The following is a 12,548-nucleotide window of genomic DNA, read 5'->3' as shown; positions in this document are numbered from 1 at the left end:
GTTCCATGGGCGTCCATGACGCACCCGCCTGGCTCCTGCCGGCATTCGCTCGCAACGTCGCGGAGGCCGGTGGCACCGCACCCGCCGACGAGGTCCGCCGCACCGCGGAGGACCTGCTGGAGCGGTGGACGCGCCCCGAGCGGCACTTCCACAACCTCAAGCACCTCGTGGACGTGCTGGCGCGTGTCGACGAGCTCGACGAGGAGGCGCACCACCCCGAGCTGGTGCGGCTCGCGGCGTGGTACCACGGCGCCGTGTTCGACTCGGCGGAGCGCAAGGCGTACGCCAACAAGGGCGGCGAGGACGAGGCCGCGAGCGCGGTGCTCGCCCGCGAGCAGCTGACAGAGCTCGGCGTGCCCGAGGCCAACGCGCAGCGCGTCGCGGCGCTCGTGCAGGCGCTGGTGCGGCACGCGCCGGACCCGCACGACATCGACTGCGCGGTGCTGTGCGACGCCGACCTCGCGATGCTCGCGACCGAGCCGCAGCGGTACAAGGCGTACCTGCACGACGTGCGGTCGGAGTACGCGCACCTGCCGGTCGAGGACTACCTGCGGGCGCGCGTGCGGATCCTGCACAAGCTGCTGGCGCGTCCGTCGCTGTTCGTGAGCCCGCTCGCGCAGCCGTGGGAGGAGCCCGCCCGGCAGAACGTGTCGGCCGAGCTGCAGCGCATCGAGAAGGAGCTCGCGCGGCTCGACGCGCAGCGCGCGGCGCAGACCGCCGACGGGGACGCACCCGACGCGAGCGGCACGACGACACCCTGACGCTTCATGCGTGACGTGTGACGCTCCGCGGCGCCGGGCCGCCCCGCGGCGACGTCACCGTCCGACGTAGAGGGCCCGACGTCGAGGCCCGACGTCGCGGTCCGACGGCGCGCTCCGACGACGCGGCCGACGCCCCGCGGAGCGGCGCGCGACGGCGTCAGTGCGCGAACAGCCGCGCGGCGTGCGCCTCGGCCTCGGCGTAGGTGCGTGCCGCGGCCTGCATCGCCGCGGCGATCTGCGCGAGCGACTGCTCGACGCGCGCCTGCGTCGCGTTCCACTCCGCGACGACCGCGCCGAACTGGCCGGCTGCACCGCCGCGCCACGACGCCTGCAGCTCGACGAGCTGGCGCTGCATCGCCGACACCTCGGCCTGGATGCTCGCGGACCGCGCGAGCACGGCCGCCGCCGACCCGTCGAGCTGTGCGCTGTCGACCTCGTACCTGCTCATGGACGCCCTCCTGAGAGCCGTCGGGGCCGCGGGTGCGGCTCGGGACGACGGCACGGCCGACGCTAGGCGCGCCGCCGGAGGGCACGACCGGCCCGGGGGTGCGGCGGTGGACGCGACGCACGTGCGACGCGCTGGGGGCGGCCGGGCGGCCCGCGAGTCACGGGTCGTGGACGAGGTGCCGGGGCGACGTACCCTCGCCCGGTGACCGTGCTCGTCGACCCGCCGCTGTGGCCCCGCCACGGCACCGTCTGGGGCCACCTCGTGAGCGACGCGTCGTACGCCGAGCTGCACGCGTTCGCGCGCCGCGCCGGCATCCCGCGCCGGGCGTTCGACCACGACCACTACGACGTGCCGGTCGAGCGCTGGGACGACGTCGTCGCGCTGGGCGCCGAACCGGTCAGCACGCGCGACCTGGTCCGCCGGCTGCGCGCCTCGGGCCTGCGGGTCCGGGCCCGCGACCGCTGAGCCCCCCGACCCGTGGGCCGCGCCGCGACCCGCGTGCCCGACCGGCGGCGCGCCGCGTGCCGCCCTCGGGCCTCACACCCCCGCCGCGAGCGCGGCCCGCCACCCGCCGGTCGCCGTGACGTCGACCCCGCCGGAGGCCGCCTCGGCCGTGCAGCCGAAACCCGTGACCCAGGACCCGTCGGCGAGCTCGACGGCGCCGAGCGTCATCGGCGCGGGCAGCGCGGCCAGGAACCGGCCGAGCGCACCGGGCGACAGCCGCCAGACCTCCCCCGCGATCGACGCTCCCCGGCCCGGCCCGACGCGCACGAGCCCGGGCTTGCGGGGCGTCGTCACCAGGGCGACGAGGCGGTAGGCGTCGGACGTCGTGACCTCGCGCCCGAACCGCGCGCCGAGGTCGGTGAGCTGGCCCTGGAGCGGCTGCCCGCGCAGGTGCGCGCCGACGACGAGCAGCTCGACCGTGCCGGGCACCAGGAGCGGCGCGGCAGCCTCCCCGACCGTCAGGCGCGCCGCGAGGTCGAGCGCGAGCTGGTCCTCGTGCGCGCGCGCCAGCACCGTGACGCCGAACGGTCCGCCGTCGGCCTCGCCCGCGGGGACGGCGACGGCGGCGAGGTCGAGCAGGTTGACGAAGTTCGTGTACGTGCCCAGGCGGCGGTTGACCTCGACCGGCTCGGCGGCGACCTGCGCGAGCGTCGGGTGCTCGGTCGTCGTGGGCAGCAGCAGCAGGTCGCACCCGCGCAGGACGCGTTCGGCGTCGACCCGCGCGGCGTCGAGCGCGAGGCGGTCGCGCACGTAGTCGGCGGCCCGGACGCCGCCGCCGGCCAGCACGATGCCGGCGACCGTGGGGTCGGCGTCGGGCGGGTCGGTCGCGAGGAACGCACCGACCGCGGCGTAGCGCTCGGCGACGATCGCGCCGTCGTACAGCAGCCGGGCGGCGTCGAGCATGCCCGAGACGTCGACCTCCCGGACGGCCGCCCCCGTCGCGACGACCCGGTCGACCGCAGCGGCGAACGCGCCGCGCCACCCGGGCGAGAGCGGCGCGAGGTCGGCGGTGCGCGGCACCGCGACGACCGGGTCGTCACGCAGCGCGACCCGCACGTCGGCGGGCCACGTCCGCCGACGTGCCCGCGGGTCGGCGACGTCGGCAGGGTCGGCCGGGGCGGTGTCGGGCACCTGGCAGGCCGGGGAGACGCCGCCGCCCGCCATCAGCCGGGTCGCGAGCACCCCGGTCCCGAGGTCGCGCGTGAACGTCGTGACCACGTCGTACGACGCGCACGCGGGCACGACGCCGTCCGTGGGCACGAGCCCGACCGTCGTCTTGATCCCGACGAGCCCGTGGAACGCCGCGGGGACGCGGCCCGAGCCGGCGGTGTCGGTGCCGATGCCGACGTCCGCGACGCCGAGCGCGACGGCCACCGCCGACCCCGACGACGACCCGCCGGACACGCGGTCGGGCAGGGTCGCGTGACGCACCGCGCCGAACGGGCTGCGGGTGCCGACCAGCCCGGTCGCGAACTGGTCGAGGTTCGTCTTGCCGAGCACCACGGCGCCCGCGTCGACGAGCGCCTGCACCGCGGGGGCCGTCGCGGACGCCGGTCCGGGGCGCCCGTGCGGCGAGGTCGCGTACGACGGGCACGCGGCCGTGGTGGGCAGGCCCGCGACGTCGACGTTGTCCTTGACCGCGAGCGTCGTGCCGGCCAGCGGGAGGTGCTCGCCCGCGGCGACGCGCGCGTCCACGGCTGCGGCGGCCGCGAGCACGTCGGCCTCGGGCAGCAGCAGCGTCCAGACCTCCGGCCGGTCGACCTCCCGCAGCCGCGCGTGGGCCGCCCGGACGCGGGCCTGCGCGGGCCCGTCGCAGACGCGCGCGCCGACGGGGGCGTGCGGGTCCTCGTGCGGGGCGTCGTGCGCCCCCACCGCCCGCGACGGCACGGCCGCGCGCGCGTCCGTCGAGCTCACGCGTCCACCGCCAGCACCGCGAGCGGGGCACCGGGGCCGACCTGCTGCCCCGGTTCGACGAGCACGCGCACGACCCGCCCGTCCGACGGCGCCGGGACCGCGAGCTCGAGCTTCATGGCCTCGAGCGCGACGAGCAGGTCGCCGGCGCGCACGTCGGCGCCAGCGGCGGCCTCGACGCGCCACACGGACCCGACCATCGGCGCCTCGACGAGCACGTGCCCGTCCAGCAGCTCGACGGTCGCGTCGTCCACGACCGCGGGCGGCGCGTCGTCCCCGGCGTCCGCGTCGAGCTCGCCGGCGGCGGCCCAGGCCGCCCGCTCGGCCCCGAACGCGGCGGCCTGGCTCTCCTGGAACGCCGCGATCTCGGTGGCGTGCTCGGTCAGCAGGGCGAGGTGCTCGCGGTAGCTGAACGTGCCGTGCTCGACGCGCACGTCGAGCCTCCCCGCGGCGAACGCGGTGCGCTGCTCGGCGAGCTCCTCGGCCGTCACGGGGTGCCACACGATGCGGTCGAAGAACCGCAGCAGCCAGGGCACGCCGGGCTCGAACACGCCGTGCTGACGGTGCCCGGACCAGATGGGCACGGTCCGCCCGACCAGCTGGTACCCGCCCGGGGAGTCCATGCCGTAGACGCACAGGTACTGCCCGCCCAGGCCCACGGTGTCGGCGGCGGTCCACGTGCGCGCCGGGTTGTACTTGGTTGTCATGAGCCGGTGGCGCGGGTCGAGCGGCACCGCGAGCGGCGCGCCCAGGTAGACGTCGCCGAGCCCGAGCACGAGGTACTCGGCCTCGGTCATGGTGCGCAGCACGTCGTCGCCCGAGCCCAGGCCGTTGACGCGCCGCACGAACTCGACGTTGGACGGCAGCCACGGCGCCTGCGGCCGCACGCCGACCGTGTACCGCGCGATCGCGTCGGCCACCGCGGGGTCGTCGAACGCGAACGGCAGGTGGACGCGCCGCGAGGGCACCACGAGGTCGGCCGTCGCGGGCAGCTCGGCCTCGAGGTCGACGAGCGCGTCGACCAGCTCACGCACGGGCAGCAGCGCGGGGTCGACGTGCACGTGCAGGCTCCGCACACCGGGCGTCACGTCGACGACGCCCGGCAGGTCGAGCGCACCCAGCGCCTCGGCGAGCGCGTGCACACGCATCCGCAGGCCCAGGTCGAGGACCATCGGCCCGTACTCGACCAGCACGTTGTCGTCCGCGCCGCGCAGGTAGACGACCTCAGGGCGGCCGAGCGGGTCGGACGGGTCGGCGGGGATGCGCGCGAGCACGCCGTCGTCGCCGTCGGGACCGGTGGCGAGGTCCGCCGGGACGGACGCGGCCGCGCGCCGGACCGTCGAGGTGCGCAGCGCGTCGGCCGTCGCCTCGGGCACGGGCACGAGCCGCACGGTGTCCCCCGGGCGGATCTGCCCGAGCTTCCAGCGGTGCCCGGCCACGACGGTGACGGGGCACGCGAACCCGCCCAGCGACGGACCGTCGGGTCCGAGCAGGATCGGGGTGTCGCCCGAGACGTTGAGCGCGCCCACGGAGTACGGGTTGTCGTGCAGGTTGGACGGGTGCAGACCGGCCTCGCCACCGTCGGGGCGCGCCCAGCGCGGCTTGGGCCCCGACAGCCGGATACCGGTGCGGTTGGCGTGCGTCTGCACCTGCCACGTCGCGCCGTAGAGCATGTCCATGTCCTCGCGCAGGAAGTACGTGGGTGCCGGCTGCGGCCCCTCCTGCACCGCGAGCTCCCAGGCGTGCACGAGCGCGGGGCGGGCCTCGACGGGGACGACGGCCGTGGCGGGTGCGCCGTCCGGGACGGCCGCGGGCACCAGGACGTCACCCGTGACGAGCGCACGGCCGGTGTACCCGCCGAACCCGCCGAGCGAGAACGTCGCCGCCGACCCGAGGTATCCGGGCACGTCGAGGGCCCCGCGGACCAGCACGTACGTGCGCAGCCCGGCACCGGTGGGCGTGCCGACGTCGAGCACGGCACCGGCCGGTACGTCGACCGGCTCCCACTGCGGGACGGGCACGCCGTCGACGGTCACGGGCGCGTCGGCCCCCGTCACGCACACGACCGCCGCGTGGCTGAACCGCAGGCTCGGGCCCGCGAGCGTGCACTCCAGACCCGGGGCGCCCTCCGGGTTGCCGAGCGCGACGTTGCCGAGCCGGAACGACAGGTCGTCCATCGGCCCCGACGGGCTGATGCCCACGTCCCAGTGCCCGAGGCGGCCGGGCCAGTCCTGCACGGTCGTCATGACCCCGGGGCGCAGCACCTCGACCCACGGCTCGTCGTCCGTGACGCCCGCGAGCGTGCCGGTCGTGTGCGCGGCGGCGCGCACGTCGTCGTCGACGACCGCGGCGCGCAGCAGCGGCAGGTTGGTGACGACGCCGTGCAGCGCCGTGCCGGCCAGCGCGTCGGACGCCGCGGCGAGCGCGGCCGTGCGGTCGTCGGCGCGCACGACGACCTTGGCGAGCATCGGGTCGTAGTGGCTCGTGACCTCCTGCCCGGCCTCCGCCCACGCGTCGACGCGCACGCCTGCCGGGTACTCGACGTGCATGAGCAGGCCCGCGCTCGGGCGGTAGCCGCGGCGAGGGTCCTCGGCGTAGACGCGCGCCTCGACCGCGTGCCCGAGACGGGGCGGGCCGTCGTCCGGCAGGGCTGCGAGCTCGGCGGTCAGGTCGGCGTCGCCGCGTGCGAGGCGCAGCATCCAGCCGACGAGGTCGACGCCCGTGATCTCCTCGGTGACCGGGTGCTCGACCTGCAGGCGCGTGTTCACCTCGAGGAACGACACGTCGCCGCGCTCGACGTCGTACACGTACTCGACCGTGCCCGCGGACCGGTACGCGACCGAGGCCGTGAGCGCGCGGGCCGACGTCGCGAGCCGCTCGCGCACGTCGGCGGGCAGCCCCGGGGCGGGCGCCTCCTCCAGGACCTTCTGGTTCCGGCGCTGCAACGAGCAGTCCCGGTCCCCCAGGCTCACCACGCGCCCCGCGCCGTCGCCGAACACCTGGACCTCGAGGTGGCGGGCGCGCCGCACGAAGCGCTCGAGGAACACTCCGCCGCTGCCGAAGCTCGCGACCGCGAGCCGCTGCACGCGGCCGTACGCCTCGCGCAGCTCGTCGGGCCCGTCGCACGCCTGCATGCCGATGCCGCCGCCCCCGCCGACGGCCTTGAGCATGACCGGGTACCCGACGGTCTCGGCCGCCGCGAGGGCCGCCTCGACGTCGTCGAGCAGACCGCTGCCGGCGATCAGCGGGACACCAGCGGCGCGCGCCGCCTCGCGCGCCCGGTGCTTGTCGCCGAAGACCTCGAGGTGCGCGGGCGTCGGCCCGACGAACGCGATCCCGGCGGCCTCGACCGCGGCGGCGAAGCCCGCGTTCTCCGACAGGAACCCGTAGCCGGGGTGGATCGCGCCCGCGCCGGTGGCCAGCGCCGCCTCGAGCACGGCGTCGGCGCGCAGGTACGACTCGGCGGCGGGTGCGGGGCCCAGGCGGACCGCGGCGTCGGCGAGCCGCACGTGCGGTGCGGCCGCGTCGGCGTCGGAGAACACGGCGACGGTGCGCAGACCGAGGGCGCGCGCGGTGCGCAGCACGCGGACGGCGATCTCGCCACGGTTGGCCACGAGGAGGGTGTCGAACACGGGCTGCCCCTGGGGTCGGTCCGGGCGGGGCCCGGAGGTCGACGGGGCTGTATACACCCCGGTATCCCGACGGTAGGAAGCGCGTGTTTCACCCCGCGCGTCCGGGCGTGAACGGTGCGTTACGGGCAGCGCAGCGCGCGGTCGCGCGACCTCGCTAGCGTGGGCCCGTCCCGACCCCAGGAGCCCACCCATGACCCCGCGCACCCTCGCCGCGCTCGGCGCCGCCGCCGTGCTCGCGCTCACGCTCTCGTCCTGCAACGCGCTCCGCGCCGAGCTGCGCGCGAAGTCGGACACCGCCGCCTCGCCGACGGGCCCCACGCTCGAGGAGATCGTCACCACGGCGATGCCCGGGGTCGTCGACGTCGGCACGACCGGCCACCGCGACGGCTTCTCGCAGGTGCTCCGGATCTTCGTCACGTGGCCCGCCGAGCCCGCGCTCGACGCGACCACGCTGCGCGCCGGTGCCGCGGCGGTGTGCGCCGACGCACCGCCCTACGACCGGGTCTGGCTCCAGATCGACGACGAGAGCGACGCGCCGCTCGACCTCGCCCCACTCTGGGCCGACGCGTTCCCGGACGCCTCGCAGGAGCCCGGCGGCTCGCTGCTGCTCACCGAGAGCGGGTGCGCCAACCTCGGCCTCTGACGGGTCGGGGCGTCAGCCCGCCGTCGCCATGCGCGCCATCGCGTGCGTCGCACGCTCCATGACGACCTCGAGCGACTCCCCCACGTGCTTGTGCAGCGCCGTGAGCGACTCGGGCAGCCGCCGCTCGATCACGAGCCCGAGGATCTCGCGGTGCTCGTCGATCGTCGCGGTGATGCGGTCCTCCTCGACGAAGTCGTGCATGCGCACCGCGCGGATCTTCTGGTTGACCGTGACGAGCGCGTCGGTGAGCTGCGCGTTGCCCGACGCGCGGGACAGCACCTGGTGGAACCCCTCGTCGCGCAGCACGAAGCTCGGGTCCGGCTCGGGCACGACGTCGCGCATCTCGTCCCAGCGGGCCAGCTCGGCACGCAGCAGCACGTCGTCGTGCCGGACCTGCGGGTTCTCGATCGCACGGGCGATGCCGCGCAGCTCGAGCGTGATGCGCAGCTCGTACAGGTTGCGCAGGTCCTCGAGCGACGGCACGACCACCGCGTAGCCGAAGTCGGTGCGCTCGACCAGACCGTCGGACAGCAGACGCGACAGCGCCTCACGCACGGGTGTGCGCGACACCTCGAACGCCTTCGACAGCTTGGGCTCGGTGAGCCGCTCGCGCGGGGACACCCGTCCGTTGAGGATCTCGTCGCGCAGCCGGTGGTAGACCTGCTCGCGCAGCGAGACCACCGGTGCGTCGGCGCCCGGCACGTCGGCCGCGAGCGCGTCACCGGCACCCGGTCGCAGCCCGTCCACCATGGTCACGACCCTAGACCTCCGCCCGACCACGGGCCGTGCGCGTCACCCGGCCGGGCCAGCACGGTCCGCGCGGCGCGGGCCGATGCCGTGCGGCTCACGGCGCGACTCACAGCGCCATGGCCGCGCGCACGTCGGCCTCCCGCTCGGCGCCACCCGCACCGGTCGCGGTCACGCGCCCCGACTCCAGCACCGAGTAGCGCGACGACGCCGCGAGCGCGAAGCCCACGTGCTGCTCGACCAGCAGGACCGACAGCCCGCCGGTGGCGGCGAGCTGCACGATCGCGTCCTCGATCTCGGCGACCACCGACGGCTGGATGCCCTCGGTGGGCTCGTCCAGCACGATCAGCCGCGGCCCGGTGACCAGGGCGCGCGCGATCGCGAGCTGCTGCCGCTGCCCGCCGGAGAGCAGCCCCGCGCGCCGTCCCAGCAGCCCGCGCAGCGCGGGGAACAGGTCGAGCGCGTCGTCGACGCGGCGCGCTCCCGCCGCCCCTTGCACGTCGGCGACGAGCTGCAGGTTCTCGCGCGCCGTGAGCTGCCCGAACGACTGCTGCCCCTGCGGCACGTACGCGAGCCCGGCCCGCACCCTCCGGTGGGGGCGCCACCGTGTGACGTCCTGCCCGTCGAGCAGGACCGTGCCCGCGCGCACGGGCAGCAGCCCGACGGCCGCGCGCAGCAGCGTCGTCTTGCCCGCGCCGTTGTGGCCCATGACGGCGACGACCGACCCCGTCGGGACCTCGAGGTCCACGCCGTGCACGACGGCCGTGCGCCCGTACCCCACGTGCACGTCCCGCAGCTGCAGCATCACTCCACCTCCGTGCTCGGGCCGCCCGCACGCGCGGCGCGACCGCGGCCGTGCGCACCCGACCCCAGGTACACCTCGACGACCCGCGGGTCGGCCTGCACCTGCGCGACCGTGCCCTCGGACAGCACGCGCCCCTGGTGCAGCACCGTGACGGACGCGGCGAACGCCCGCAGGAACTCCATGTCGTGCTCGACGACGACGACCGTGCGCTGCTCGCCGATGCGCTGCAGCAGCAGCCCGGTCTGCTCGCGCTCGGCCTGGCTCATGCCCGCGACGGGCTCGTCGAGCAGCAGCAGGCGCGCGTCCTGGACCAGGAGCATGCCGATCTCGAGCCACTGCTTCTGCCCGTGCGCGAGCACGCCCGCGGGCAGGTCCCGCACGTGCGCGAGGCCGACGGTCTCCAGGGCCGCCTCGACCTCGGGCGGCACGACGTGCCGCCGCCGCAGCAGGGTGAGCGGACCGCGCCCGGCGCCGGCGGCGATGTCGAGGTTCTGCAGCACCGTGAGCTCGTCGAACACGCTCGCGGTCTGGAACGTGCGCCCGACCCCGGCCCGCACGACGCGGTGCGAGGGCGTGCCCAGCAGGTCGACCCGACCGAACTGCACGGACCCGGTGGCGGGCGCCAGGCCCGTGATCGCGTCGACGATCGTGGTCTTGCCGGCGCCGTTGGGGCCGATGAGGAACCGCAGGTCCCCCTGCGTGACGGTGAGGTCGACGCCGTCGACCGCGACGAACCCGTCGAACACGACGCGCAGGCCGCGGACCTCGAGGTAGTCGTGCCGGAACCGGGAGCCCGGCGCGGCGATGACGGCCTCGAGCGCCTGCGGGTCCAGGCCGCCGGCGTCCGGCGGCGCGGTGGGCTGCTCGGTCATGCGTTCCTCCCGGCGGTGCGGGCCGCGGTGGCGGCGTCCTGGGCGAGGTCGGGCCCGGGGTCGTCGGCGGGGGCGGACGTGCCGGCGGGCGGGCCGGCCGACGCGCCGCCCGGACCGGGGACGGCCGCGCCGCGCCGCCGGCGCCACAGCCCGCCGAGCGTCGCGAACCCGTTCGGCAGGAACGCGACGACGAGGATGAACAGCGCCCCCTGGAAGTAGGTCCAGAACGACGGGAACTGCTCCGAGAGCCCGGTCTGCGCCCACGACACGGCGATCGCGCCGAGCACGGGGCCGAGCAGGGTCGCGCGGCCACCGATCGCGACCCCGACGAGGAACCCGATCGACGGGATCACGCCCACGTCGGCGGGCGAGACGATGCCGACGACGGGCGCGAACAGCGCACCGCCGACACCCGCGAAGCACGCGGCGACCGCGTAGGCGACGACCTTGACGTTCGCGGGGTCGTAGCCGAGGAACCGCACGCGGTTCTCCTGGTCGCGCACCGCGACGAGCAGCTCGCCGAACCGCGACACCATGAGCAGCCGCACCACCGCGACCATCACGAGCAGCACGCCCGCGGCGATGTAGTAGAGCATCCGCTTGTTCACCGGGTCGGCCAGGTCGTAGCCGAAGAACGACCGGAACCCGTTGAGCCCGTTGGTGCCGCCGGTGACCTTCTGCTGGCCGACCAGCAGGATCGCGAACGCCGCCGCGAGCGCCTGCGACAGGATCGCGAAGTACGCGCCGCGCACGCGCCGGCGGAACACGGCGAGCCCCAGCAGCGTCGCGACACCCGCGGGCAGCAGCAGGATCGCCAGGACCGTGACGACGGGGTCGCGCAGCGGCTCCCACCACGCGGGGACCACGCCGTCGCCGTACAGCAGCATGAAGTCCGGCACGCCGCCGGGGCCCGCGTCGGCGAGCTTCATGTGCATCGCCATGAGGTACCCGCCGAGGCCGAAGAACACGCCCTGCCCCAGCACGAGCATGCCGCCGCGGCCCCACGCGAGGCCGATGCCGACCGCGACCATCGCGAGGCACAGGAACTTGGCGAGCAGGTTGAGGCGGAAGTCGCTGAGCACGACGGGCGCGACGCCCAGCAGCACGGCGGCCGCGAGCGCGAACCCGCCCCACACGCGCACGCGCGGGTGCCGCCACCAGGGGCGCGCGGCGGCGTTCGGGGCCGGGGCCGTCGTCGCCAGGGCGCTCACGCGAGGCTCCGCGTGCGGACCGAGACCAGGCCCTGCGGGCGGACCTGCAGGAACGCGACGATGACGACGAACAGCAGCACCTTGGCCAGGCTCGCGGTCGTCGAGTACTCGAACGTCGCCTGCAGCAGGCCCAGCGAGAACGCCGCGACCACCGCCCCCTTGAGCTGGCCGATGCCGCCGACGACGACCACGAGGAACGCGTCGACGACGTAGCTCGTCCCGAGCGTCGGCCCGATGGACCCCAGCAGGGTGAGCGCGACGCCCGCGACCCCGGCGACGCCCGAGCCGACGAAGAACGTCAGCCGGTCGGTCGCGCGGGTCGAGACGCCCGAGGCCTCGGCGAGGTCGCGGTTCTGCACGGTCGCGCGGATGCGCCGCCCGAGCGGCGTGAGCTTGAGGACCAGCGCGAGCACCACGACGCACGTGACGGCGAGCGCGAGGATGAACAGGCGCGTGCGCGGCAGGTTCGTGCCGAGCACGGGCACGGCGCCCTGCAGCCACGCGGGGGCGCGCACGTCGACGTTGGGGGCGCCGAACACGTCGCGCGCGAGCTGCTGCAGCACGAGGGCGACGCCGAACGTCACGAGCAGCGTGTCGAGCGGGCGCCGGTACATGCGGGAGATCAGGGTGACCTCGAGCAGCAGGCCGAGCAGGCCGCCGACCAGGAAGCCGAGCGGCAGCGCGACGAGCAGCGAGACGCCCGCGTCGCCGATGAGCGCCTGCAGCACGAACGCCGTGTAGGCGCCGGCCATCATGAACTCGCCGTGCGCCATGTTGATGACGCCCATCTGGCCGAACGTCAGCGCGAGGCCGAGCGCCGCGAGCAGCAGCACCGAGCCGAGGCTCAGGCCCGCGAAGAGCTGGGAGAACAGCGCGTCCATGCGCACCGCCTTCGTCGTGGTGGGTGGGGACGTGCCCGCGGGGCGGCGACCCGGCACGACCGAGGGGTCGAGCCGGCCGGGTCGCCGCGGTCACGGGCGGGTCCGGGACGGGACCGCCGGGTGCCGACGGGCG

11 protein-coding genes are annotated in these 12,548 nt (G+C 76.0%); 3 read left to right on the top strand and 8 right to left on the bottom strand.

What is annotated here, in order from left to right; genetic code table 11:
- The first annotated feature begins 5 nt into the window (after positions 1–5).
- Entirely contained in the window at positions 6–761 is a 756-nt protein-coding gene (locus GY42_RS16480; RefSeq protein WP_046530148.1) for an HD domain-containing protein, read from the top strand.
- Between the two features lie 157 nt (positions 762–918).
- On the opposite strand, the gene GY42_RS16475 is transcribed toward GY42_RS16480, so the two are convergent.
- Positions 919–1,209 (bottom strand): WXG100 family type VII secretion target, encoded by a 291-nt coding sequence (locus GY42_RS16475; protein WP_046530147.1) that lies wholly within the window; start codon positions 1,207–1,209, stop codon positions 919–921.
- A 201-nt stretch (positions 1,210–1,410) separates the two neighbouring features.
- Between GY42_RS16475 and GY42_RS16465 the strand changes: the two genes are divergently transcribed.
- Complete coding sequence (locus tag GY42_RS16465; RefSeq protein WP_046530145.1) at positions 1,411–1,674, top strand: DUF4031 domain-containing protein; 264 nt, start codon at positions 1,411–1,413, stop codon at positions 1,672–1,674.
- Positions 1,675–1,746: 72 nt separating this feature from the next.
- Here GY42_RS16465 and atzF read toward each other — a convergent pair whose 3' ends face one another.
- Together atzF and uca are read right to left on the bottom strand one after the other, a co-directional pair.
- Positions 1,747–3,627 carry an allophanate hydrolase gene (gene atzF, locus GY42_RS16460; protein ID WP_236686824.1) on the bottom strand — a complete coding sequence of 627 codons (1,881 nt, stop codon included), beginning with the start codon at positions 3,625–3,627 and terminating at the stop codon, positions 1,747–1,749.
- On the bottom strand, positions 3,624–7,256 hold the full coding sequence (uca, locus tag GY42_RS16455) for an urea carboxylase (RefSeq protein ID WP_046530144.1): 3,633 nt from the start codon (positions 7,254–7,256) through the stop codon (positions 3,624–3,626). The genes atzF and uca overlap by 4 nt, the downstream gene beginning before the upstream one ends.
- A gap of 190 nt (positions 7,257–7,446) precedes the next feature.
- Between uca and GY42_RS16450 the strand changes: the two genes are divergently transcribed.
- Positions 7,447–7,899 (top strand): hypothetical protein, encoded by a 453-nt coding sequence (locus tag GY42_RS16450; RefSeq protein ID WP_046530143.1) that lies wholly within the window; start codon positions 7,447–7,449, stop codon positions 7,897–7,899.
- Positions 7,900–7,911: 12 nt separating this feature from the next.
- Here GY42_RS16450 and GY42_RS16445 read toward each other — a convergent pair whose 3' ends face one another.
- The 5 genes from GY42_RS16445 to urtB form a co-directional block, all read right to left on the bottom strand.
- Positions 7,912–8,649 carry a GntR family transcriptional regulator gene (locus GY42_RS16445; protein ID WP_082131768.1) on the bottom strand — a complete coding sequence of 246 codons (738 nt, stop codon included), beginning with the start codon at positions 8,647–8,649 and terminating at the stop codon, positions 7,912–7,914.
- Between the two features lie 106 nt (positions 8,650–8,755).
- A complete protein-coding gene (gene urtE / locus GY42_RS16440; protein ID WP_046530142.1) occupies positions 8,756–9,451 on the bottom strand; it encodes an urea ABC transporter ATP-binding subunit UrtE in 696 nt (231 codons plus the stop codon).
- On the bottom strand, positions 9,451–10,323 hold the full coding sequence (urtD, locus tag GY42_RS16435; RefSeq protein WP_082131617.1) for an urea ABC transporter ATP-binding protein UrtD: 873 nt from the start codon (positions 10,321–10,323) through the stop codon (positions 9,451–9,453). Before urtD ends, urtE begins: the two co-directional genes overlap by 1 nt.
- Positions 10,320–11,534 carry an urea ABC transporter permease subunit UrtC gene (gene urtC / locus GY42_RS16430; RefSeq protein WP_082131616.1) on the bottom strand — a complete coding sequence of 405 codons (1,215 nt, stop codon included), beginning with the start codon at positions 11,532–11,534 and terminating at the stop codon, positions 10,320–10,322. The genes urtD and urtC overlap by 4 nt, the downstream gene beginning before the upstream one ends.
- Positions 11,531–12,415 carry an urea ABC transporter permease subunit UrtB gene (urtB, locus tag GY42_RS16425; RefSeq protein WP_046530141.1) on the bottom strand — a complete coding sequence of 295 codons (885 nt, stop codon included), beginning with the start codon at positions 12,413–12,415 and terminating at the stop codon, positions 11,531–11,533. Before urtB ends, urtC begins: the two co-directional genes overlap by 4 nt.
- Positions 12,416–12,548 lie beyond the last annotated feature (133 nt).

This window comes from Cellulomonas sp. FA1 (assembly GCF_000986825.1).
Lineage (GTDB): Bacteria > Actinomycetota > Actinomycetes > Actinomycetales > Cellulomonadaceae > Cellulomonas > Cellulomonas iranensis.
This window is presented reverse-complemented; position numbering and strand designations above follow the sequence as displayed.

Bases quoted from the DNA above. Each gene is read 5' to 3' on its own strand.
- GY42_RS16480 (WP_046530148.1), top strand. From the start codon at position 6: ATGGGCGTCCATGACGCACCCGCCTGGCTCCTGCCGGCATTCGCTCGC.
- GY42_RS16450 (WP_046530143.1), top strand. From the start codon at position 7,447: ATGACCCCGCGCACCCTCGCCGCGCTCGGCGCCGCCGCCGTGCTCGCG.
- urtB (WP_046530141.1), bottom strand. From the start codon at position 12,415: ATGGACGCGCTGTTCTCCCAGCTCTTCGCGGGCCTGAGCCTCGGCTCG.
- GY42_RS16475 (WP_046530147.1), bottom strand. From the start codon at position 1,209: ATGAGCAGGTACGAGGTCGACAGCGCACAGCTCGACGGGTCGGCGGCG.
- GY42_RS16445 (WP_082131768.1), bottom strand. From the start codon at position 8,649: ATGGTGGACGGGCTGCGACCGGGTGCCGGTGACGCGCTCGCGGCCGAC.
- urtE (WP_046530142.1), bottom strand. From the start codon at position 9,451: ATGCTGCAGCTGCGGGACGTGCACGTGGGGTACGGGCGCACGGCCGTC.
- urtD (WP_082131617.1), bottom strand. From the start codon at position 10,323: ATGACCGAGCAGCCCACCGCGCCGCCGGACGCCGGCGGCCTGGACCCG.